A 22306-nucleotide genomic window follows, 5' to 3' on the forward strand; every position below is an offset into this window, starting at 1 on the left:
TTATAAGGGATTGGTATTTCATATTGAAACAAAATTTTAAAAATTTGTTTTAGGGCTAATTTAGCATTAATTAGGCTGTGTTAATCAAAGTTTGATAGGTAAAGTTATCGCTTGGGCGTGTGTCAAATTGATGCGCCAATTAAGACAGAATCTTCTCCATAAAAAGAGTGGGGAAAATCAGAGTTTCTCCGCCCAACTCAACCACGCAATCTTCTTCTTTGATTGGCATAAAACCTAGCTTTTGATAGAGATTGCATGCCTTGATTTGACTCTTGCTCACATGCAAAGAGATTTTAGTATAGCCTTTAATTAAAGCGTATCGCTCCACGCTCTCATAGAGTTTTTGACCCAGCCCTTGGGATTGATAAGCACTATCTATGTGGAATTTGCACAGCTCTGCTTCTGTTTTATTGATATGATTAAGCCCGCAGATCCCAATGAGCTTTTTATCCTTTCTCATTCCAAAAAATTCCCCGCCATGCTCGCGCAATTTTTGAACGAACCCGCTAATGCTGGGCAAAAGATCCAAGCGTTGGATAAACCCTAAAGGGTTATCAGCGATGCGCTCAGCATAAAATTCTTCTAATTCAGTAGGGTATTTGGGCGAAAAAACTTTGATGGTCATGATTAACTTTTTAAAACCCTTTTTGATTGTCCCACAAGCGGATATGGAGTCTGTCGCTAAGATTAAAACCATGCTCTAGGGCTAGGGGGGCTAGGGTTTTGAGATTTTTGTCTAATTCCTTATTCGTGGTGCCTAAGGGCATTAAAAAGATTTCATTATTTTTTAATGAAAGTTGTTTCAAAAGGTTTTGAATTTCTACGATAGATTGAGCGGCGTTTTTGCTCTCTAAAACAAATTTAAAATGCGTGCTTTTAGCGTTATTTAAGATATTTTGCAAGGCTTTAAGGTTGATCCGCTTATTTTCTTTCTCTAAAGAAAAAGAGAGTTTGACGCTTAAGGTGAAATGCAATTCTTTTAAAATGGGGCTAAATTCAAAAAAAATAGAGCCGTTACTCTCCACAAATAAAGGGATTTTTTTGTGATAAAAATGCTCTAAAACGCTGATTAAAATAGGGTTATTAAAATACAAGCTTGGCTCCCCGCCTGTAAGAATGAAATCAAAATGTTTATAATTAGGGGCTAAATCCTCTAATCGTTCAATCAAAGATTTAGGCTCATTGTAATAATCCCAAGTTTTTTTGAATTTAGGATGCACCGCATACAAGCTATCGCAACCTGTTAGGATTTCATCATTCAATATGGTTTTACAATTAAAGCCCTTGCATGAAAGGTTACACCCCCCTAAGCGTAAAAAAAGACTGGGTTTGCCTATCCTTTTCCCTTCACCTTGTAAGGAAAAAAAGCTCTCAACGACCGGGAGTTTCATAGGATCTGGTGTAAAGGCTTAGCGTGGAAAAAGCATTGTCTTTCATCGCTAATGATTTTATTGAAAAAATCCTTATCATGCCACAATTTTTGAATGCCTTGCGAAAAAGAAACGCAATGATTATGCACTAAAGATTTAAAGTGTGGGTTTTCTAAATCTTTTAAAAAGCTCTCCGCGTAGCCGTTTTTAGTCTCATGCACGCGCACGCTAGAGATTTTTAACTCCCCTTCGTTATTGGAAAAAACGCTTTTTTGTAAAATCCTTGTCAGGTAATATAAAAACATGAGAGCGTAACTTTCTGCGCTCAAATTGAACGAGCATTTCACATAACGAACGCAATGATTTTCTATAAAACGCTGAAACTCATCGCTTTCTTTGTCCCAAAAATGATGGGCATGATCAAACGACTCAATGAAAACTTGCATTTCTTGTTGCATCAACCCAAAATCCAATGCCATGTTCGCGCTGTCTAAGCGGTTGGTTTCAATAAAAACCTCTACTTCATAATTATGCCCATGGATATTTTGAGCGCATTTCAAAGAAGAGCAATTGCGCACCACATGGCTAGCGCAAAATTGATACAATCGCCTGATAACCATTACTCATTCCCTATAGCATGGCTGATAAAGGGGCAGTCTTAAATTATAATAGTAGCGCTCAGGGCGGTTAAAATCAATGCGCTTGATCGTGCTTTTGATCAAATCCCTATAGAGCATTTGATAGCCACAAGTTCTCCCGCTCACGCTCCCATCCACATATAAAACCCGTTTTTGCAGCACCACATCATACCAATCCAAAATAAAATGCGAATTAGCGCTCATTAAAATTTGCTCGCTAAATCCATTGATAGCGTAGTAATCGGTAGGGGTTTGAGAGCAATAAAACTGCCCCCCAAGAAAATAACAAGGTTTATTGACTTGATCGATCAGCTGGTAATTGTATTGGTAGAACGGCATGGCTGAGATGTTACGGACAATGCGCGCATAGATCACATTTTTGGCTTTATCCAGTGGGAATTCCGCTTGCGTGAAGACATTGTAAAAGCCTAATTTTTGCAATTCATAAACAATCACATTAATATAATAAGAAGTCATCGCATCGCTTCTGTCATAAGCCACTACGATAGTGGAATTATAGTTGAACAAATAATCCCCTGTAACTTCTGAATAATACCCCATGTGCAAGCGGTGTTGGCATGCGCTAAATAAGAATAGAACCCCAACAATCAACCCTAAAAAAGCCAAGCGGTGATTTTTACTCACTTTAACATTCCCTTATGCCAAGATTCCAAATTTTTCAAATCATCATAACTGGTTAAGTCTAAATTTAAAGGCGTGATAGAAACATGGTTTGAAGCAATAGCGTCAAAATCAGAGAGTCTGTCTTCATTTTCGCGCTTTTGCCATTCTAAAGGGTGTAGCCCTAGCCAAAAATAGCTTTCATTTTTGGGGTCTGTGTGCTTATGCACTTCTTTTTTATACAACCTATAGCCCTTAGGGGTGATGCATTCGCCCTTATATTCTTGTAAGGAGCAATTAGGGACATTCACATTCAAGAGTTTGCGCCCTTTTAAGGGGTAGCCGTTGGTGAAAATGTTTTGGACTAAATTCTGGATAATCTTTTGAGCCAGATCAAAATTTAGGGGCGTGTTTTTGTTTTTGTTAGAAAGGATTTGAGAAATTGCAATAGAAGGCACGCCCTGAATGGTGCCTTCAATCGCTCCGGCCACCGTTCCAGAATAAATCGTGTCTTCGCCCATGTTAGATCCAAGATTGATCCCTGAAATCACTAAATCAAAACAAACATGCTTAAAAAGCTCATTGATCGCCAGATACACGCAATCGCTTGGCGTGCCATCATCAATCCTATAATGCCTGCCTTCTTTGCCCTTAATTTTCTCCGCTCTTAAAGGCGCAGTGATGGTGATGCATTGCGAGCATGCGCTTTTTTCATGCTTGGGGGCGACCACATAAATTTCTGCCATTTCTTTTAAAGCTTGTTCTAAAGCTTGAATGCCTTTTGCATGGTAGCCATCATCGTTGGTGAGTAAAATTTTTTTCATGTCTTGCCTTTAAATAGAGTGTTCAATAATGCGTTTAAATTTTCTTGCAATAAAGGGTAAGCGGGTTTTAACAGGTTTAAATCGTTTAAAACCTCTGTTTTTAAAGTTTGAGCGTAACCGCTTGCCTCCTCTAGCCCCAATAAATTCACAAAGCTGTTTTTAGTGCTGTCTAAATGAGTGGTTTTACCGCTTTCTTCTTCATCTTGTGTAACATCTATAATATCATCTAGCACTTGAAAACAAAGCCCCATTTTTAACCCAAAAGCCTGAAGCCATTTAAAAAGCTCTTCATCTTTAATACCGCTTGCAACAAGCCCCATCATCAAGCTTGCACTAATCAATTTAGCGGTTTTATGCTCGTGTAAGAAAGTGAGTTGCTCTAAATTTAAGGGCGTGTTTTCAAAATAGCAATCCAAAGCCTGCCCCAAAACCATGCCCTTAATCCCCCCATTAGCGCTTAAGATTTTGATTAATTCCACAATGATACGGCTTTCTAGTAAAGAATTTGAAAGCAATTCAAAAGAGTAAGTGTTGAGCGCATCGCCGATTAAAACGGCTGTGGTTTCATCGTATTTAGCGTGTAAAGTGGGGTGGTTTCTCCTTAAAGCGGCATTATCCATGCATGGTAAATCGTCATGGATGAGCGAATAAGTGTGCAAGCATTCAATGCTTAAAGCGATTTTAAAATATTCTGTTTGCTGGTTAGAATAATCTTTCTTACCCACTAACGCGCAAAGCACGGCTAAAAAAAGCTTAGGGCGAAACCTCTTACCCCCATTAAGCACCATTTCAAAAAAGGCTTTTTCCAAATAAGGGTGGAAGCTTTCAAGGTGTAAATGATGGCGGTTTAAAAAGCTTTCAAAACGCTCGCACTCATTATAGTAAAAGGATAAATTAGGGTTATTCATGTGTAGAATTATAACCTAAGATCTTAAGAGTTGTATAAATTCAGCTCTGGTTTTAGGGTCTTTTTTAAAGAGGCCTTTTAGAACGCTTGTTTTAATGATCGCATTTTGCTTTTGCACCCCTTGCATGCTCATGCACAAATGCTTGGCTTCACAAACCACAATCACGCCCCTTGGCTCTATGATTTCATCAAAGGTTTCGGCAATTTGAGTGGTCAGCCTTTCTTGGATTTGCAAGCGTCTGCTATAAATTTCAATGAGTTTAGCGATCGCGCTAATGCCTACAATCTTTTCTTTAGGAATGTATCCTAAACTGATATTCCCCCAAAAGGGGAGCAAGTGGTGTTCGCAAGTGGAGTAAAATTCAATGTTTTGAGCCACTATCATTTCATCGCAAACGCCTTGAAAATACGCGCTTTTTAAAGCCACTTTAGGATCTTCTTTATAGCCTTTATACAAGAATTTCCATAATTCTTGAACCCTTTTAGGCGTCTCTTTCAAGCCTTCTCTGTTTTTATCTTCGCCGATATTTTCAAAAAATTGGTTGAAAAAATTTTCCATTTAAATGACGCGCCTTGATAAAGATTGGATACGATTTTTAATGCTAGGGTGGGTGCTAAACATTTCAGCGCTAAAAAGATAAGCCGCCGATCGGGTGGAGTTCTGATCTATGCCCTTGTAATCGTTGTTCGCATAGTCGTTAGAAATTTTTTGTAAGGCTCTAATCATGGGCTTATTGTCATGCATTAAAAACGCCGCTCCGCTATCGGCCATGTATTCTCGTGTGCGGCTCAAATACATTTGCAAAAGGAGCGTTATAAAAGGCAAAATGATCTGTAAAACTAATAAAATCATTCGGGCTAAATTCGCCCCACTATTCTTGCGATTCCCCATGAAAAAATACACGCTAAAATTAGCCACTAACAGCATGATATTGCTTAAAATCCCCACACACATGGTCAAGCGAATGTCATTGTGCCTGATGTGGCTGAGCTCATGAGCGATCACGGCTTTTAGTTCATCTCTATCCAACCTCTCTATTAAAGCACTTGTAAGAGCGATAAGGGAATTAGATTCATTCCACCCGCTCGCAAAAGCGTTCATGTAAGGGGCTTTAATGATATAAAGCTTAGGCTCAAAATGAAGCTTAGCCTCTTCTAAAAGCTCTAACAAAAGGCGATGGATTTGATTTTCTTTAGAGCTTAAAACCTTGCTTTTATCAATAAGCTTGTATTCATCACCGCTTAACATGATAGAGCTAAAATTTTGGATACAAACAACAATAATGACAAAAGCCACTAAAAACATAATGATGGTGATCGTAGGAAAAATTTGAAAAGTCATGAGTTTAAAAAGAGCTATTCCTAAATCATTAGCATTAATTCTAATAACATCCACCAACAACCCAATAAAAGCAAAAATCACGCAATAAGTCGCTAAAACCGCGTTCGTTTTGAGCCTGTTTTGCGCGATAATTTTTTCAAAATTCGTCATTATTTTCTCCTTTCTCATGCTTGATTTCTTTGAGCAACGCGCTTGCATAACTCCCTTTAGGCAAGTAAAATCCCAATTCAAATTGCGCTTTTTCTTTCACATATTGAGAAGTTATATTTTCTGCAAACACCCAAAAAAACCGCCTGGATCCTAGCGTTTTAGCATGGCTATTTAAAAGGTTATGCTGGAATTCTTTTTCAATTTCTAAACTCAAATTTTTTGCATAAAGAGCTTTTTTGCCGTCTAGTAACCCCGTAGGCACAGCTTCTTTTTTCAAAAACCTTTCGCTTTCTTTTTCTAATTCTAAAGCGTCAAAAAACTTCCCATAAGGGTAATGGCACATCACATCGCCTTCTAAGATTTTAAAGGGGTGGGCTTGGTTTTTAAGGGCTTTTATGGTGTCTGAATTGACGCTTAATTTTTTTTGTTTAAAAAATTCTAAATTTTCTTTCAGGCTAAAAGCGCTAATGATTTTACTGATTTCTAATCGTTTGCTTAAAAGCGCGTTAAACAAATAACTTTGATAGCTTGAAATTAAAAAAGCGTTTAATTTTTGGTGGGCGAATTTCGTTTGATTTTGCAAGATTTTTAACCCCTCTTGGTGGTTGTCATTGAACTTCCCAAAGCGTTGCGGACCAAAATAATTAGGCATGCCAAACTGCGCGATTTGTTCTAAAACTTGTTCAGTCTTTTGAGCGTTTAGGGGGGTCATTTTTTTAAAACGCATAAAAAAGCGATTCCCTTTCAAATGCCCTAATTTGATTTTATTATGATGGTAATTCAAAGACAGGATTTTAAGGTTTCTTTCTTGTAAATTATGCGTATTTTTTTCTAATAAAGGGGCGTATTTTTTAGGGAGTGAGACGAATTGAGTCGTCAGCGCGTTTTTATCTTTCAAGCCCGCATAACCCAATTCAGCGATTCTTACCCCTAAAATTTGAGAAAAAATTTGAAGCATTTCTAAAGTGCTTAAACCGCTTTTTCTCACTTGAATAACGGCATGTTCGCCTGTGTTGCTAAAATCATACAAAGGCACTTCATGTACGCAAAAATCCCTAGCGCTAGGATTGAAATGAAAATCAATGCTCGCATGGTTATAAGCATGCAATAGGGGCATAAAGTTTAAATTCATGCTTTGATCCTTGAATTAAACGCCCTTGAGAGCGAAACTGAGTCAATGTTTTCAAAATTCACTCCAGTAGGCACGCCTTGAGCGATTTTAGTGAAAGTGAGGTGGAAATGCTGTAATTTATCTTCAATATAAAGCATTAGAGAATCATTAGCCAAAGTGGGAGGGAAAGCAAAAATGATTTCTTTAATGTTTTCTTCAATCAGGCGTTTTTCTAGGGCGTTAAAATCCACCTCTTCTATAGAATTTAACACATAATAGCGCCCTAAAAAATCCTTTAAATCCTCTAAAATAAACACATCTCTTGGGTGTAAGACCATGCAAAGCTGAGAATTTTGTCGGCTCTCATCAGAGCAAATCTCACAAACCTCACTCTCACTGAGCGCGTTACAAGATGCACATGTTTTAAGGTTTTCTAGGGCGTTCTCTAAAGCGTGCGTGATCTTGAGCGCCAGATAGGGGTTTTCTAAACCCAAATGATACGCCATTTTAAAAGCGGATTTTTTACCCACATTGGGGATTTTTTCTAAACAATCCACTAAATTTAAAAAGTGATTCAAGCTGTTTTTATAAGTATTCATTTCGTTAGTATATCAAACTTAACTTGACTTGAAAGCCACTAAAAGGGCTTTTATGGTTTTTTAAAAGAGGGTTTGATTGAAAGGTGCTAATAAAGCGTTTAAACAAAAGCGCTACAATGCGTCATCTCAATTTTAAGGAATAATATGCCGTTTATCAATATCAAGCTCGTGCCAGAAAATGGAGGGCCAACAAACGAGCAAAAACAGCAATTGATTGAAGGGGTTTCAGATTTGATGGTTAAGGTGTTAAATAAAAATAAGGCTTCTGTTGTGGTCATTATAGATGAGGTGGATTCTAATAATTATGGTCTTGGGGGCGAGAGCGTCCATCATTTGAGGCAAAAAAACTAAGTCTGGTTTTTAAAATCAAAGGTTGCGGTAACATTTAAGGGGTGTTTGTTTCCCTAACCCCCTAAAAACTATAAACATAACTCACATTAAACACCACAAGGCGTTTGAAAAAGAGAGAAGTGTTTAACCCTTTGCCATGCGTTTCATAAAAGGAATTCACCGCTAAAGGGATTTTTAAGCCCATTTCAAAGCCGTTATGCCTATTTACATTCACACGAACCCCAAAATTCAAAGGGATTTGGAAAAAACTCGTGTGCATTTTAGCTTGATAGCCCGTCAAGTAATTGTTGATAAAATCCGTTTCACTCACCCACATGCTCAAACCACTCCCTACCCACGAACTCCCCGCTAAAGCAAAGCCCGCATAAAAACCCACGCTAGAATGTTTTTTTGCATTATCAATGAAATTATACAAATAGTCTATTCCAAGCCCATAAAGGTGGTTATTCATTTTGCCCAAACCATCAAAGCCATTACCCACAAAACCAAAATTAGTGTAACCATAGTCATAGAACAAGTAATAGCGAAACCCTTGATTTTTTTTCTTGGTAAAGAAATGCTTGTAACCCACATTCAAAGCTACCCCATACATGTTTGAAATGTTTTTAGAATAAGAGTTAGGATCCAGCGCGTTTAGGGAATTTGAAATTTGAGCGATTTGAGAAGATAAAGAAGAAAGCATGCGGTTTTGGGATTGATTGAATTGCACTTCTAAATTTTTTAAGTTTTTTTCAAATTCTAAAGGGTTAGTGGTGGGTTCTTGTATTTTTTCTAACGCTTGGACTAATTGGGGGTTAGATGCAGCGCCACCGCTAAGCATCACTATTTTTTCAATATTTTGAAAGGTGGATTGGAGGTAGTATTTCTCAGCTTGCATTTCAGTAGGGGTTAATTTGGAATGGTTTTTTAAATTGTTGTTGATGTATGCAAAGGTGTTAGGCATGCTTGTGATTTCATTTTTGACTTGATTGAGCTTATAGATTTTATTTTGAGCGTTAGAAATGATTTGGATGCGTTCTTGATTCAAAAAGGGGTTATTGTGTTGGATGGCATGACTGATGGAATATTCAAACCCTACGCTTACATACGCTCCATTTTCTTCAGCGATACAAAAAGATAAAAATAAAGATGAAAATAAAGATAAAGAAAATAAGGTTTTTTGCATGGTTAGTCCTATTATGAATTGGGCTTGTTAAAAATAGGTTTAATGATACCATTAAAAAGCATAGCGCATACCAATATTTCCGGTAATATTAATATCTTTATAATCAAGCCCAAACCTAGCCCCTATGCTGGCATTCACATAAAAGGTTTTGAATAATCTTATCTCCCCGCCTGTGATAATGCTAGCAAAAGTGTTGTATCTGCCGCCATCTCTATAGCTTAGGGTGTTATTACCGATGAAACGCACCATTTTATCCCCCATAGAATTGATAAACAAATCTCTGCCCACATCCGCAATCACAAAATAATAAGAGTTTTTATTGAAGTAGTGCCGACTTTCTAGGGCAAAATTAATCGTTAGAACGGATTTTTTATTAGGGTCAGCATTGGCTCTGAATTGGTTGTAAATAGGATCATCCATAATGCCCCTTAAACCAGACAAACCAATGTAATAATAGGCTAAGCCTATTTGAGGTTTAAAAATAACGCTTTTATCTTTAAACATGAAATCATAGCCGTAATTGATTTTAGCGTCAGTCGTCCATGTGTCGTATTTGTAAGACTGGTTGATGATTGAGAGTAGGGGGTCATAAGAGTTGATGAAAGTCTTATTGTATCCCCAAGTCTCATTCAAGCTCATCGTTAATTCGCTTCTTTTGATAAAGGCTCGGCTATAAACACCCATATTGACATTGCTAGAGCCTGATTGAGTGATGTTTGCATGAAACCCGCTATACCCATAAGCGGCATAACCTCCCACAATCACGCCCTTAATAAACCTGTCATACCCTATATTGATACCATATAAAGTCCCAGTGCCTCCATTAATAAAACTAGCCCCTCCAACTCCTGTCGCCCACACATTATTTTTAACTCTGTTTCTTTGAGAGTATTTTAAAATCACATCCATAGCGTTAGGGATCGCATCAGCGAATCGCTTGTTTTTAAGGGCTTCTAAACGCTCATGGAAATCAGCGCTAGCAAAGGTTGAAGTGTCAGAGAGCTTGGCTAAACGGCTCATTTGTTGCGTGTAGGTGTTGATCTGTAAAATATTAGTGGCATCATTTTTAAAATCAGGGTTAGCGATGACTTCTAAAGTGTTAGCAATGTCTCCAGCGATCGTGGTTAAATCTTTTGTGGAATGGCTTTCTAAATAATAGGGAGCGAATAAAGGACTTCCCTTAGTTTCAAAGATTTTATTGAGCCAATTAATCGCTTGAGTACCTCCAGCTTGCTCAATGCTATCCACGCCTTGAGCGCCCTGAATTTGAGCGATATATTGTTTTAAAGTGGGGGCTTGTAGGTTGTTGATAGGATCATTAAAAACAGCGATTTTCACTTTATTATAGAGAATGGAAGTGTAAATGTATTGATTTTGAGAGTCTTTAAAGCCTACAATTAAACCGCCATCTTTAATATTCACGGCTTGCCCGTTATAAGTTAAGCCGTTGTTACTCATCACCATGTGCTTGCCATTAATGTCAATGAGCGTGTAAAGCTTAAGGTAATCGGCTAGGCTACTGCCTCCTGTGATTTGGTCGTTATACCCGTAATAAATGGCCTTAGCGCTATCAATGAGCGTGTAAGTGCCTGTTTCTTTTGAAGAAGTGTTGAATTGGATTAAGGGGTTATTGTTATTAGCCATAATCGTCGCTGTGCCTTGAGCGTTGATAATGGCATGGCTAGCTGAATGGCTGAGGTTAAACACCAAATCGCCATAGCTATTAAAATTCCCCATGACATTCAAACCACTAGCGTTAGTGCTTAAAGTCGCTTGTTGGTTCAAGATGAAATCACCATTAATGTTAGCTGTAGAGTTAGAGGCGTTGTTAAAAGCGTTAGTGATCGTTAAATTATTGGCTTGCAAGGTCGCATTTTCATTAAGATTGAGCGTGCCTATAACGCTATTATTTTTTACTTGAGACAAATCAATAATCCCATTAGAAGCGATTGTGCCTAAGAAAGTGAAGTTGTTAGCGCGCACGCTTAAAGATTCATTAGTGGGGGTTACGCTAGAGTTTGTAGAAGAGCTGTTTTTGGTTGTGGGGCAATTGGCTAAATTGATGCAAATTTCCCCTTTTTGAACGCTCACATTATTCAAACCCGCATTAAGGCTTAAGCCGTTAGTGGCGTTTAGGGTTGTGATATTGATATTAGAAACACCATTAGAAGCAAAAATCAATGCGCCTTGATACTTGCTAAAATCAATCGTGTTATCGCCATTAAAAATAATAGACTTGTTGGCGACAAAATTCAAACTGCCCCCTGTAGCGTTGCTAAAAGAGCTATTATTGACAAAAACATAGCCATTGCTTAAAAAGTTAAAATACCCTTTTTGCCAAAAATCATGCAAGCCTCTAGGCGATAAAAGAGCGCCTAAATCGTTTTCTTTGAGCGTGTTTTGTAAAGAGAGCGGCAACACGCTCCCTAAACCTTGATTATAAACGCCGCTTAACCCGCCTTGAGAAATAATATTATTAATGATATTACTCACTAAACCTTGACCTTCTAGCTTTTTAACAACATCTTGTCCTAAAAACTCGTTCAACAAGTCGTTCGCCACCACACCAATGTCTTTTTGCAGGCTTGTAGGGGGATTAGTAATATCTTTTAAAATCACGCTTAAAATAGAACTTAATTCAGAAGCGTCCATATACCCACCGATAAAATTCAAAAGCCCTTTATCGTCCAGCATGCTTTTTAAAGACTGCTTAGCAAGGTAGTTTTCTATGATTGATGGGGTAACAAAATTACCAAAAATGCTTAGTTTTTTACTGATAATATTTTGGATTTCATTCATGACTCCACTATTATTCAATAAATTATCTAAATTATTTTGACCTATAAGTTGGCCTAAGGTTTCATTTTGCAAGCTAGCGGGCAATTCCTTACTCAAAGGGCTTAGAGCGTTTTCTACAAAGTTTCCTAAACCGCCGGCTTGCTTGATTTTTTCCATAGCCATTTGACTGAGAACATTCGCTAAATTCCCTTGATTAAAGATTTTATCAATCCCTTCTTGGCCCAAAAGATTAAAGATATTGTCTGTAGCTTGAGCTTCTATGTTAGCTTTATTCAACACTAAGTTATTAGCGCTTTGAAAGGTTACATCCGCGCTCCCTCCGCTTTCAAAAGCGTTACCGCTTCCAATTGTTCCGGTAATATAAATGCTTTTAGCTTTAAAATCAGCGTTAATGTAGCCTAAATAAGGGGAAGTTGAGCCTAATAATTGCCCCAAGTAAGTGTTTCTAAAAGAAGAACAAGTGGCGCTATCTAGCGCGCAAGGACTGCTATAGCCATTGCCCCCAAACCATATAGAGCTAGTAGAGTTTGTAACATTATCTTGGGTAGCGCCTATAACGAGATTCCCGTTATTAAAGGTTTGATTGATGTTGTCAGTCAAATGGTTGATCGTTTCTAGGAGCGCTTGCTTTTGCGCTTGGGTGATCTTAATCTTATCCAAGAGTTGCAACACTTCATTGATGTTAGTGATATTGTCTAGTTGGTTGGATTCAATCATTTCTTTTAAGGTAGCGGAATTTTGAGAAAGAATCCCTAAAAGCGTTTTTAAATTCTCGCTAGAAAAACCCTTATTGTAGATATTTAAACTATTCAAAGGCTGGTTAAACGGGCTATAAGTGCCTGGGGCTTGAGGAGTTTGAGAGCCTTTAGGGGTGAAAAGACCTTTAATGTTGCTTGTCAAGTAGTAAGTGCCTACTTGATTGTCGCTATAATCATAGCTATAGCCGGTAGGATTTTGCTTAGAAGCTTGGTAATTATAAAGCTCGGGAGCGATATTAAAAATAGTGTTAGAAGCCGAGTTAGGGTTATTTAAAACTTCTATGGTTAGATCCCCATTTTTAATGCTCTCTTGAATGATTTGAGAAGAATTGAGAGGGTTTATAAACGACCAAGTTTGAATGTTGTTATTATCGCTATAGGTAGCGTTTTGGATTTTCATGCCATAAAAAAGGATTTTTTCATAGCCATTAGCCCCACTAATGCCAGTAATCCCTTTTTGAGCGTTTAGGATGTTGTAAGTTACAGATTTTGTGATGTTGTCAAAAATATTTATGTCAGATAAATTAATATCCCCATTATTCCCTAAAACAAACTGCCCGCTAACATTCATTAAAGCCTTAGTTAAAGAGGGCGCATACCCATTAAAATTTAACGCTCCATTAGCCGTAAGGTTATTAAAACTCAATGAACTTGCGCTGTCAAAATTAAAGCTTGCTGTATCAATAGTCGTGTTGCCTCCAAAATCAGCCTGGCTTGCGCCTTGAAAATTGATATTAGCGTTTAAAGAGCTTGTGTTATTCGCTGATAAAACGCTATCGTCTAAATTAATAGTGGTGTTGTTTGAAAAACTAGCGTTAGAAGCGTTGAGCTTGCTGCTAGCGTTAAGACTGAGTGTCCCGCCATTAAAAAAGAGATTATTAAAGGCCGCTTGACTCCCATTATAAATATTGAGACTCGCTTGATTGTTAAAAGCACTTGCACCATTCGCATTCAAAACGCTTTGATTGTCTAAACTCAAATTAGAATTATTATCAAGCGTTAAAGAATTTTTAAAAGTAACTTGACTTTTATTGCCAAGCGTGATATTGGCGTTGTTTTGCAAGGTTGTATCGCCATTAAAATTCAGCAAACTTTGAGAGCTAAGCGTAAAACTCGTGTTACCTAAAAGCTGTGTCGTAGCGTTAAAATTGCTTGTCCCCCTAGAATACAAGACATTGAAAACCGCTTGCGTGTTATTGAAAATAAGGCTATTAGCCTGTAAATTATAGATTGCCCCACCATTCAAACGAGAATTGTTAAAGCTTAAAGAATTAGAAGCGTTAGCACTGATAGCGCTTGATCCTCCAGGGTTTGTAAAGCCGCTGAACGAAGCGTTAGAAAACGAAATATTCTTAGCGCTAAAACTGAATTTCCCCCAAGTCATATCGCTAAAACTAGAATTGGTTACGCTGATATTATTCAGAGCGTCAAAAGCGGCATAGGAATGCTGACTAGCCCCCGTTTGAATCATTTTAGTAACGGTTTCAGCGTCATTATAATTCAAGCCATCCATAGTGATATTATCGCTTGCTTTAAAGGTGATGTTCGCTCCCCCACCATCTGAATTTGAAACGCCTTCACCGGTTTTAAAATTATTGGTCAAGTAAATGTTAGCCGCATTAAAAGTTCCCGTAATATAGCCAAGACCTCCATGCCCTATCCAAATCAACCCATTACTATTCACGCTCTCTGTATCATTCCCTATAATCAAAGTGCCATTTTGGGTATTAACGCTAAAACTTCTTCCAAACAAATTAGCTGTATAAGTGCTGAGCGTGTTGCCGCTTTGACCGCTCTGTCCTGAAAGGTTAGGATCAATATAATAAACCCCTTTGTTTGAGTAAGTTTGATTTTGAAGCCAATAAACCCCACTCCACACATTTGTTTTAGGTAAATTTTGAGTAGGGGGTGTGGGTGGAACTTGACTAGGGGGAGTGTTTTGTGCTGTGTGTTTTGTAGGAGTGGGTGTGGGGCTTGGTGTTGGATTTGGTATGGGGTTGGCATGCTTAGCGTTAGCTATCGCTTGTTCTAATCCCTCTTGTTTAGTATTAAAAGCGTTTTCATCATTTTGTAAGGTTTGTTCATCTTGTTGTTCTTGTTTTTGAGCTTGATTGAAAGCTTGCTCGTTAAAGCCTGTGGTGGAGTTGGCTAATTGCTTGATTTGAGCTAAATCTTTTTCTAAGGCTTGCTCATCTTGTTGGATTTGTTGGTTGGTGTTTTCTAAATTTTGAGCGTCTTTAGCGATAGTGGCATTTTTGCTTTGAGTGTAGCCTGTATCATTGCTTGCGATCGTGTTGTCGCTAGTAACATTATTTAAAGCACTTTGGGAATTAGCTACATCCTCTTGATAGGTTTTTTGGGCTTGTTGTTGTAAATTGTCTCCTAAAAATTGGGTAATGATGGATTGTTTGTTAAAGGTTTCTTGCAAGGTTTCATCTTGCCCGTTAATATCAAAGGTTACATCATAAGTGTTATTGCCCACTTCAACATGGCTAATGGCTTTATCGCCCTTATAGTTGATTAGATCCCACAAATAGCTTTGATAAACCCCATACTGGATCGCTCCGTTTGTAGTGAGAATGTCATAGGTTTGATTATTATTAAGGGTTTGATTGAGGTTAAAGATCGCACCAGAATTAAAAGACACACTGCCTTTAAGGCTAGCAAAAGGCGAACTTGAATTTAAAGTGTTGATGCCTGAGAAACTCACCTTGCTGGTGTTAAAGTTATAAGCGCCTTGATTGAAAGTGTCGTTATTAAAGCTCGTGCTGTTACTAAAGCTATAAGTGCCTTGATTGAAATCGCTGTTTTCAAAAGTGGATTGGGCGCTATTAAAATCATAAGTCCCTTGATTGAAGTTGGTTTTATCAAAGCTTGAACTGGCGCTGTTACTAAAGTTATAAGTGCCTTGATTGAAGCTCGTTTGATTGAAGGAGATAGCACTATTATTATTGTTACTACCGCTGAAATTAAAACCCCCATTCGTGTCATCTGTAAAGCTAGAGCCACTGACATTAATTTGAGAGCCTTTAAAATTCATATAGGATTTTTGTGTCCCTGCATCGCTGTTATTAAAACTCGCTTGATTGATAGTGATATTGTTAGTCGCATTAAAATTGAGCGTGGCCCCACCACCATCAGCGTATGAGTTTCCGGTTTTTAAATGGCTTGTCAAGTAAATGTTAGCCGCATCATAAGTGCCTGTGATATACCCTACATCACCCCCATTAATACCTGTGCCTCCAAAGCGGATATTCCCCCCTATATCAAGCGTGCCGTTATTGAATTTTTGCGTGAAACTAGCCCCACCAGCACTATAAGTGGTAAGAGTGTTTAAATAATAAGTCCCAGAGCCTTGAGTGCTACTAAAAAGACAATAGGAGTTGTGCGTGGGTGAATTAGGACCGCTTTCAATATTGTCTTGATAACCCCAAGACGACCATGACCAATAAGTGCATTCGTTAGCCCTTAGGTGGGATAATCCCCCTAGCACTCCTATCAATAAAACCGAAGCTTTTAAAAAAGATTTGTTGCGATTAGAGAGCTTTTTAATAGGTTTTAAAGCTTTTTTATGGCGTTTTAAGGGCTTTTCACGCTTTAAGATTTGATTCAATTTGAAAATTTTCTTTGAGATCTTATTCAATTTGAAAGATCCCTTTGAAATAAACCTGGAAATCAATTTGGCCTTTTTAAACGCCATTTAAAACCTCAATCGTTTTTTATAAATCCCACATTATACAATTTGATGTTAAACAAACTCAAAAAGATTCGCAAAATGACTTAATAATGATACATGAATTGCGCCATATCCACCAAACGATTAGAATACCCCCATTCATTATCATACCACCCCATGATTTTGACCATATTCTCTAGCGTGAAAGTCAAATCAGGCGCGATGATAACGCTACTAGGATTAGAAATGAAATCAGAACTCACCCTTTCTTTTAAATCTATTTCTAACACGCCTTTTAAAACCCCTTTAGAAGCTTCAATCAACAAATCATTGATGGAAGCTTTAAAGGCCTTTTTTTCTAAAAACAAACTCAAATCTATCATGGACACATCAAGGCTAGGCACTCTCACGCTATGCCCATGCATTTTATTTTTGAGATTGGGTAACACTTTATGCAAGGCCAGAGCGGCTTTAGTGGTGGTAGGGATAATGTTACTTGCGGCCGCTCTGGAGCGCCGTTTATCCAAAGGGTGGGCCAAATCAATGAGTTTTTGATCACTTGTATAGCTATGGATAGTCGTTAGCATGCCCTCTTTAATCTTAAAAGCTTTATCTAAAATAGCGCAAATGGGTGCGATAGCGTTAGTCGTGCAAGAAGCGTTGGAAACAATGGCTTGGTTTTGATAGAGAAAATGATTGACCCCATACACTAAAGTCGGGTATTGTTTTTCATCGTATTCGCCCATAAAGGGAGCGGATAACAACACCTTTTTAGCCCCAAGCAAAAGATAATTTTCTAGCGTTTTAGGCTCTAAAAACTTCCCTGAACACTCTATGATAACATCCACGCCTTTCAAGTCTTTGATGCTATTAAAAACAGGGATTTCTAACGAGCCGATAATAAGCTTGTAATGAGAGTAACGCGCCTCTTTAAAAAGTAGCCCATGCGCGCTGTCATGCTCTAAAAGATAAGCGAGAATTTCCCAATTAGCAGGATCATTGATGCCTATCACTTCTAGTTGAGGGTTTGTATCATTGCACTCTAAAATCGCTCTTAAAACGCATCTCCCAATGCGGCCAAATCCATTGATAAAAATTTTCATGGTAACTATTATCCTATTTTCAGACTTCAATTTCAATTTTAGGGGGTTTTGTTTGGTATTTTACTACATTTTGCGCTATTATATTGGACCTAGCTATAGGGTTAATTAAGATTATTTATTGAGTTGAAATTCAAGGAGTAAAACATGGCATTGTATGACAGAGCTAATTCTCGTAATGCGTATGCAGAAGATTCTGTGTTGCATGAAAGCGAGCTGGTGGGTTTTGTTAAAACGACTTACAAGTTCTTCGCGGGCAGTTTGTTATTAGCGACTATTGGGGCGTTACTGGGTTTAATGAATTTTCAAGCCGTAGTGCAGTATAAATGGGTGTTCTTTATCGCTGAAATTGCGGCGCTTTTTGGTTTGATGTTTTCTAAATCCAAACCCGGATTGAATCTGTTCATGCTGTTTGCTTTCACTTCATTATCAGGGGTTACTCTAGTGCCTTTGTTGGGTATGGTGATTGCAAAAGCTGGTTTAGGAGCGGTTTGGCAAGCTTTAGGCATGACAACTATTGTTTTTGGTTTGATGAGCGTGTATGCCCTTAAAACTAAAAACGATCTAGCGAATATGGGTAAAATGCTCTTTATCGCTTTGATTGTGGTGTTGGTGTGTTCGCTCATTAACTTGTTTTTGGGTAGTCCCATGTTCCAGGTTGTCATTGCGGGAGCGAGTGCGATTTTATTCAGCCTTTATATCGCTTATGACACCCAAAACATCGTTAAAGGCATGTATGATAGCCCCATTGATGCGGCGGTGAGCTTGTATTTAGACTTTTTGAATGTCTTTATTTCTATCTTGCAAATCATTGGTATTTTTTCAGACAGAGACAAATAGTTTGAAAAAATAGGGGGGGACACCACGTAAAAACCTAATAAAAAATATTTTAAAACTAATAACACTTCATTTTATATTCTTTCTTTAAGGATTAGTTATGCCTAAACGCACCGATATTTCCAACATTCTACTGATAGGCTCAGGCCCTATTGTGATCGGACAGGCTTGTGAGTTTGACTACTCAGGGACTCAAAGTTGTAAAACCTTAAAATCTTTAGGTTACAGAGTGATCTTAATCAATTCTAACCCGGCCACCGTGATGACTGACCCTGAATTTTCTCATCAAACCTATATCCAACCCATCACCCCAGAAAATATCGCCGCTATCATTGAAAAAGAAAAGATTGACGCTATTTTACCCACAATGGGCGGGCAAACCGCTTTGAATGCAGTCATGCAAATGCACCAAAAGGGCATGTTAGAAGGCGTGGAGCTTTTAGGGGCTAAGATTGAAGCGATTAAAAAAGGCGAAGACAGGCAAGCTTTCAAAGAAGCGATGTTAAAAATTGGGATGGATTTGCCTAAAGGGCGTTACGCTTATAACGAGTTAGAAGCCCTAGAAGCCATTAATGAAATTGGCTTTCCAGCCATTATTAGAGCGAGTTTCACGCTGGCTGGGGGAGGGAGTGGGGTCGCTTACAATATTGAAGAGTTTCAAGAATTAGCTAAAAACGCTCTGGACGCTTCACCCATTAATGAAATTTTGATTGAAGAGTCCTTATTGGGGTGGAAAGAATATGAAATGGAAGTCATACGAGACAGCAAGGATAATTGCATCATTGTGTGCTGTATTGAAAACATTGACCCCATGGGCGTTCATACCGGCGATAGCATCACGATCGCTCCAAGCCTCACCTTAACCGATAAAGAATACCAACGCATGCGCGATGCGAGCTTTGCGATTTTGAGAGAAATTGGCGTGGATACGGGTGGGAGTAATGTGCAATTTGCGATCCACCCAGAGACTTTAAGAATGGTTGTGATTGAAATGAACCCACGAGTGAGCCGCAGCTCCGCATTAGCTTCAAAAGCGACCGGGTTTCCCATTGCAAAAGTGGCTACCATGCTTGCGGTGGGTTTTAGCTTAGATGAAATTAAAAACGATATTACCAACACCCCGGCGAGCTTTGAGCCTAGTTTGGATTATATCGTGGTGAAAATCCCTCGCTTTGCGTTTGAAAAATTTGCTGGTGTTTCTAGCACTTTAGGGACTTCTATGAAAAGCATTGGCGAAGTGATGGCGATAGGGGGGAATTTCTTAGAAGCCCTACAAAAAGCGTTATGCTCTTTGGAAAACAATTGGCTAGGGTTTGAATCGTTAAGCAAAGATTTAGAAGCGATAAAAAAGGAAATCCGCCGGCCCAATCCCAAACGCTTGCTTTATATCGCTGATGCGTTCAGGCTCGGCGTCTCTGTGGATGAAGTGTTTGAATTGTGCCAGATTGACAGGTGGTTTTTATCTCAAATTCAAAAGCTAGTCAAAGCAGAAGAGGGCATCAATTCTAGCGTTTTAACGGACGCCAAAAAATTAAGAGGGCTTAAAAATTTAGGCTTTAGCGATGCTAGGATTGCCGCTAAAATCAAAGAAAATGAAAATTTAGAGGTGAGTCCTTTTGAAGTGGAATTAGCTAGATCTAATTTACAAATCGTGCCCCATTTTGAAGAAGTGGACACTTGTGCGGCGGAGTTTTTATCGCTCACGCCTTATTTGTATTCCACCTATGCCCCTAACCCTTTGCCCCCTATGGAAAACAAACAAGAAAAACAAGAAAAGAAAATCCTAATCATAGGCTCTGGGCCTAACCGCATCGGTCAAGGCATTGAATTTGATTATTGTTGCGTGCATGCGAGCTTTGCTTTGAAAGATTTAAACATCAAAAGCGTCATGCTCAATTGCAATCCAGAGACCGTAAGCACGGATTATGATACCAGCGACACGCTCTATTTTGAACCCATTCATTTTGAGTGCGTGAAGAGCATCATTCAAAGGGAGCGAGTGGATGGCATTATCGTGCATTTTGGGGGACAAACCCCTTTAAAACTCGCTAAAGATCTAGCCAAAATGCAAGCCCCCATTATTGGCACGCCTTTTAAAGTGATTGATATTGCTGAAGACAGAGAAAAATTTTCCCTCTTTTTAAAAGAGCTTGACATTAAGCAGCCTGAAAACGGCATGGCTAAGAGTATTGATGAAGCTTATAGTATCGCTAATGTGATTGGTTTCCCTATCATTGTGCGCCCTAGTTATGTGCTAGGCGGCCAACACATGCAAATTTTAGAAAATATTGAAGAACTGCACCATTATTTAGAAAGCGTTACGCATGCTTTAGAGATTAGCCCTAAAAATCCGCTCCTTATTGATAAGTTTTTAGAAAAAGCGGTGGAACTAGATGTGGATGCTATTTGCGATAAAAAAGAGGTCTATATTGCCGGCATTTTACAGCATATTGAAGAAGCTGGAATCCATTCAGGCGATTCGGCGTGCTTTATCCCTTCCACTTTAAGCCCTAAAATTTTAGATGAAATTGAGCGAGTGAGCGCGAAAATCGCTCTGCATTTAGGCGTAGTAGGGCTATTGAATATCCAATTTGCTGTGCATCACAATTCGCTCTATTTGATTGAAGTCAATCCCAGAGCCAGCCGAACCGTGCCTTTTTTGAGCAAGGCTTTAGGCGTTCCTTTAGCCAAAGTTGCGACTAGGGTTATGGTGTCAGAAGATTTGAAAGAAGCCTTAAAGTTCTATGATAAAAAAAATATCGTAGGGTATTCTAAAGGCGTTTATAAGCCTAAAATGCCCCATTTTGTGGCTTTAAAAGAAGCGGTTTTCCCTTTTAATAAACTTTATGGATCGGATTTGATTTTAGGGCCTGAGATGAAAAGCACCGGCGAAGTGATGGGGATTGCTAGATCTTTAGGGCTGGCTTTTTTCAAGGCTCAAACGGCTTGCTTTAACCCCATTAAAAACAAGGGGCTTATTTTTGTTTCCATTAAAGATAAGGATAAAGAAGAAGCGTGCGTTTTAATGAAGCGCTTGGTTCAGTTAGGCTTTGAATTGTGCGCTACAGAAGGCACGCATAAAGCTTTGGAAAAAGCCGGGGTGGAGTCTTTGAAAGTGCTTAAAATCTCCGAAGGCCGCCCCAATGTCATGGATTTAATGATGAATGGGGAAATCAGCATGGCTATCAACACCAGCGATCACAAATCTCAAGATGACGCCAAACTCATTCGCGCTTCTGTGCTTAAAAACCATGTGAGTTATTTCACGACTTTAAGCGCGATAGAAGTTTTGATTTTAGCGTTAGAAGAAAGCTCTAAAGAAGACGAGTTGTTAGCCTTACAAGATTATTTAGTTTGATGGCGTTAGTGTATCTGGTTCAAAGCGATACCACGATAGGACTGCTTTCTAAAGACAGCGAAAAGCTCAACGCCTTAAAAAATCGCCCTAAAAACCAAAGCGTTTTAATAGAAAGCGCTGATTTTACCACCTTAAAAAGTCTGGTGCGCGTGCCCAACGCTTTTAAAAACCTCATTAGAAGAAGCGCTAAAACCACTTTTATTTATCCTAACTCTAAGGCCGTTCGTGTGGTTAGGGGCAGGCATGGGGATTTTTTAAAGCGTTTTAAAACGCTCTATAGCACCTCAGCCAACCTCACCCAATGCGCTTATGATAAAGAGATCGCTTCCAATCTCGCTGATGTGGTTGTGAGCGATGAAAGAGGTTTGTTTGAAAGCTCTAGCTCTAAAATATTCAGGCTCTATAAAGATAAAAAAGTGAGAGTGAGGTAGGAAAGACCTTTCGCATTCTGTGCGTTTTGAAATGCGTTTTTGTGGGATTTTTCTAAAAGTTTATCATTTGTTTATCAAAAATGGCTAGCTCTTTTAAGGTGGTTGTAATATTTTTTTGACTACAATAACACCTTTATTTTTTAAGAAAAATTATTATTATAAGTAGGATTTTAAGAATGAATGACAAGCGTTTTAAGAAATATTGGAGTTTTTCTGTTGTTTTGACTTTATTGGGAATGTTTGAATTGGAGGCTAAAGAAGAAGAAAAA

At 38.5% G+C, this 22306-nt stretch carries 17 protein-coding genes and 1 pseudogene; 5 read left to right on the forward strand and 13 right to left on the reverse strand.

Annotated features, from left to right (window positions below; all coding sequences use genetic code 11):
* Positions 1-139 precede the first annotated feature (139 nt).
* From DBU79_RS07435 to recR, 10 genes are read right to left on the reverse strand one after another with little or no spacing between them, the layout of a single operon-like run.
* Positions 140-625, reverse strand: coding sequence for a GNAT family N-acetyltransferase (locus tag DBU79_RS07435; RefSeq protein ID WP_129066200.1), 486 nt, complete (start codon positions 623-625; stop codon positions 140-142).
* A gap of 10 nt (positions 626-635) precedes the next feature.
* Entirely contained in the window at positions 636-1391 is a 756-nt protein-coding gene (locus tag DBU79_RS07440; RefSeq protein ID WP_154412022.1) for a 7-carboxy-7-deazaguanine synthase QueE, read from the reverse strand.
* Positions 1388-1990, reverse strand: a complete 603-nt coding sequence (locus DBU79_RS07445; protein WP_154412023.1) for a 6-pyruvoyl trahydropterin synthase family protein — start codon at positions 1988-1990, stop codon at positions 1388-1390. The genes DBU79_RS07440 and DBU79_RS07445 overlap by 4 nt, the downstream gene beginning before the upstream one ends.
* A gap of 3 nt (positions 1991-1993) precedes the next feature.
* Positions 1994-2653 (reverse strand): hypothetical protein, encoded by a 660-nt coding sequence (locus tag DBU79_RS07450; protein WP_154412024.1) that lies wholly within the window; start codon positions 2651-2653, stop codon positions 1994-1996.
* The gene (gene surE, locus DBU79_RS07455) at positions 2650-3453 is read right to left on the reverse strand and encodes a 5'/3'-nucleotidase SurE (protein ID WP_154412025.1); all 804 of its coding nucleotides are present in this window, start codon (positions 3451-3453) and stop codon (positions 2650-2652) included. The genes DBU79_RS07450 and surE overlap by 4 nt, the downstream gene beginning before the upstream one ends.
* Positions 3450-4361 carry a polyprenyl synthetase family protein gene (locus tag DBU79_RS07460; protein WP_154412026.1) on the reverse strand — a complete coding sequence of 304 codons (912 nt, stop codon included), beginning with the start codon at positions 4359-4361 and terminating at the stop codon, positions 3450-3452. The genes surE and DBU79_RS07460 overlap by 4 nt, the downstream gene beginning before the upstream one ends.
* Positions 4362-4376: 15 nt before the next feature.
* Positions 4377-4919, reverse strand: a complete 543-nt coding sequence (gene folE, locus DBU79_RS07465; RefSeq protein ID WP_154412027.1) for a GTP cyclohydrolase I FolE — start codon at positions 4917-4919, stop codon at positions 4377-4379.
* Positions 4920-5870 (reverse strand): zinc metalloprotease HtpX, encoded by a 951-nt coding sequence (gene htpX / locus DBU79_RS07470; protein ID WP_195834252.1) that lies wholly within the window; start codon positions 5868-5870, stop codon positions 4920-4922.
* Entirely contained in the window at positions 5839-6984 is a 1146-nt protein-coding gene (gene truD / locus DBU79_RS07475) for a tRNA pseudouridine(13) synthase TruD (RefSeq protein ID WP_154412029.1), read from the reverse strand. The genes htpX and truD overlap by 32 nt, the downstream gene beginning before the upstream one ends.
* Positions 6981-7562 carry a recombination mediator RecR gene (gene recR, locus DBU79_RS07480; RefSeq protein ID WP_001099598.1) on the reverse strand — a complete coding sequence of 194 codons (582 nt, stop codon included), beginning with the start codon at positions 7560-7562 and terminating at the stop codon, positions 6981-6983. The genes truD and recR overlap by 4 nt, the downstream gene beginning before the upstream one ends.
* A gap of 144 nt (positions 7563-7706) precedes the next feature.
* On the opposite strand from recR, the gene DBU79_RS07485 reads away from it, so the two are divergent.
* Positions 7707-7913 carry a 2-hydroxymuconate tautomerase family protein gene (locus DBU79_RS07485; RefSeq protein ID WP_001115888.1) on the forward strand — a complete coding sequence of 69 codons (207 nt, stop codon included), beginning with the start codon at positions 7707-7709 and terminating at the stop codon, positions 7911-7913.
* A gap of 61 nt (positions 7914-7974) precedes the next feature.
* Here the strand turns inward: DBU79_RS07485 and hopJ are convergent, their stop codons facing one another.
* The 3 genes from hopJ to gap all read right to left on the reverse strand — a co-directional run bounded on the left by hopJ (position 7975) and on the right by gap (position 17414).
* Positions 7975-9078, reverse strand: coding sequence for a Hop family outer membrane protein HopJ/HopK (gene hopJ, locus DBU79_RS07490; RefSeq protein WP_154412030.1), 1104 nt, complete (start codon positions 9076-9078; stop codon positions 7975-7977).
* A gap of 51 nt (positions 9079-9129) precedes the next feature.
* A complete protein-coding gene (locus DBU79_RS07495; protein WP_154412031.1) occupies positions 9130-16335 on the reverse strand; it encodes a vacuolating cytotoxin domain-containing protein in 7206 nt (2401 codons plus the stop codon).
* Between the two features lie 80 nt (positions 16336-16415).
* Positions 16416-17414 carry a type I glyceraldehyde-3-phosphate dehydrogenase gene (gene gap, locus DBU79_RS07500; protein ID WP_154412032.1) on the reverse strand — a complete coding sequence of 333 codons (999 nt, stop codon included), beginning with the start codon at positions 17412-17414 and terminating at the stop codon, positions 16416-16418.
* Between the two features lie 144 nt (positions 17415-17558).
* On the opposite strand from gap, the gene DBU79_RS07505 reads away from it, so the two are divergent.
* The 4 genes and pseudogenes from DBU79_RS07505 to DBU79_RS08095 all read left to right on the forward strand — a co-directional run.
* A complete protein-coding gene (locus DBU79_RS07505) occupies positions 17559-18251 on the forward strand; it encodes a Bax inhibitor-1/YccA family protein (protein ID WP_154412033.1) in 693 nt (230 codons plus the stop codon).
* A gap of 97 nt (positions 18252-18348) precedes the next feature.
* Positions 18349-21606, forward strand: coding sequence for a carbamoyl-phosphate synthase large subunit (carB, locus tag DBU79_RS07510; protein WP_154412034.1), 3258 nt, complete (start codon positions 18349-18351; stop codon positions 21604-21606).
* Complete coding sequence (locus DBU79_RS07515; protein ID WP_154412035.1) at positions 21606-22037, forward strand: Sua5 YciO YrdC YwlC family protein; 432 nt, start codon at positions 21606-21608, stop codon at positions 22035-22037. The genes carB and DBU79_RS07515 overlap by 1 nt, the downstream gene beginning before the upstream one ends.
* A gap of 176 nt (positions 22038-22213) precedes the next feature.
* A pseudogene (locus tag DBU79_RS08095) lies at positions 22214-22306 on the forward strand (TonB-dependent receptor plug domain-containing protein); the annotation flags it as partial.

The sequence above is a fragment of the Helicobacter pylori genome (genome assembly GCF_009689985.1).
GTDB classification, from domain to species: domain Bacteria; phylum Campylobacterota; class Campylobacteria; order Campylobacterales; family Helicobacteraceae; genus Helicobacter; species Helicobacter pylori_CG.

Excerpts from the sequence above, each read along its gene's own strand:
- DBU79_RS07435 (WP_129066200.1), bottom strand. The coding sequence starts at position 625 with ATGACCATCAAAGTTTTTTCGCCCAAATACCCTACTGAATTAGAAGAA.
- DBU79_RS07440 (WP_154412022.1), bottom strand. The coding sequence starts at position 1,391 with ATGAAACTCCCGGTCGTTGAGAGCTTTTTTTCCTTACAAGGTGAAGGG.
- DBU79_RS07445 (WP_154412023.1), bottom strand. The coding sequence starts at position 1,990 with ATGGTTATCAGGCGATTGTATCAATTTTGCGCTAGCCATGTGGTGCGC.
- surE (WP_154412025.1), bottom strand. The coding sequence starts at position 3,453 with ATGAAAAAAATTTTACTCACCAACGATGATGGCTACCATGCAAAAGGC.
- DBU79_RS07460 (WP_154412026.1), bottom strand. The coding sequence starts at position 4,361 with ATGAATAACCCTAATTTATCCTTTTACTATAATGAGTGCGAGCGTTTT.
- folE (WP_154412027.1), bottom strand. The coding sequence starts at position 4,919 with ATGGAAAATTTTTTCAACCAATTTTTTGAAAATATCGGCGAAGATAAA.
- htpX (WP_195834252.1), bottom strand. The coding sequence starts at position 5,870 with ATGAGAAAGGAGAAAATAATGACGAATTTTGAAAAAATTATCGCGCAA.
- truD (WP_154412029.1), bottom strand. The coding sequence starts at position 6,984 with ATGAATTTAAACTTTATGCCCCTATTGCATGCTTATAACCATGCGAGC.
- recR (WP_001099598.1), bottom strand. The coding sequence starts at position 7,562 with ATGAATACTTATAAAAACAGCTTGAATCACTTTTTAAATTTAGTGGAT.
- DBU79_RS07485 (WP_001115888.1), top strand. The coding sequence starts at position 7,707 with ATGCCGTTTATCAATATCAAGCTCGTGCCAGAAAATGGAGGGCCAACA.
- hopJ (WP_154412030.1), bottom strand. The coding sequence starts at position 9,078 with ATGCAAAAAACCTTATTTTCTTTATCTTTATTTTCATCTTTATTTTTA.
- DBU79_RS07495 (WP_154412031.1), bottom strand. The coding sequence starts at position 16,335 with ATGGCGTTTAAAAAGGCCAAATTGATTTCCAGGTTTATTTCAAAGGGA.
- gap (WP_154412032.1), bottom strand. The coding sequence starts at position 17,414 with ATGAAAATTTTTATCAATGGATTTGGCCGCATTGGGAGATGCGTTTTA.
- DBU79_RS07505 (WP_154412033.1), top strand. The coding sequence starts at position 17,559 with ATGGCATTGTATGACAGAGCTAATTCTCGTAATGCGTATGCAGAAGAT.
- carB (WP_154412034.1), top strand. The coding sequence starts at position 18,349 with ATGCCTAAACGCACCGATATTTCCAACATTCTACTGATAGGCTCAGGC.
- DBU79_RS07515 (WP_154412035.1), top strand. The coding sequence starts at position 21,606 with ATGGCGTTAGTGTATCTGGTTCAAAGCGATACCACGATAGGACTGCTT.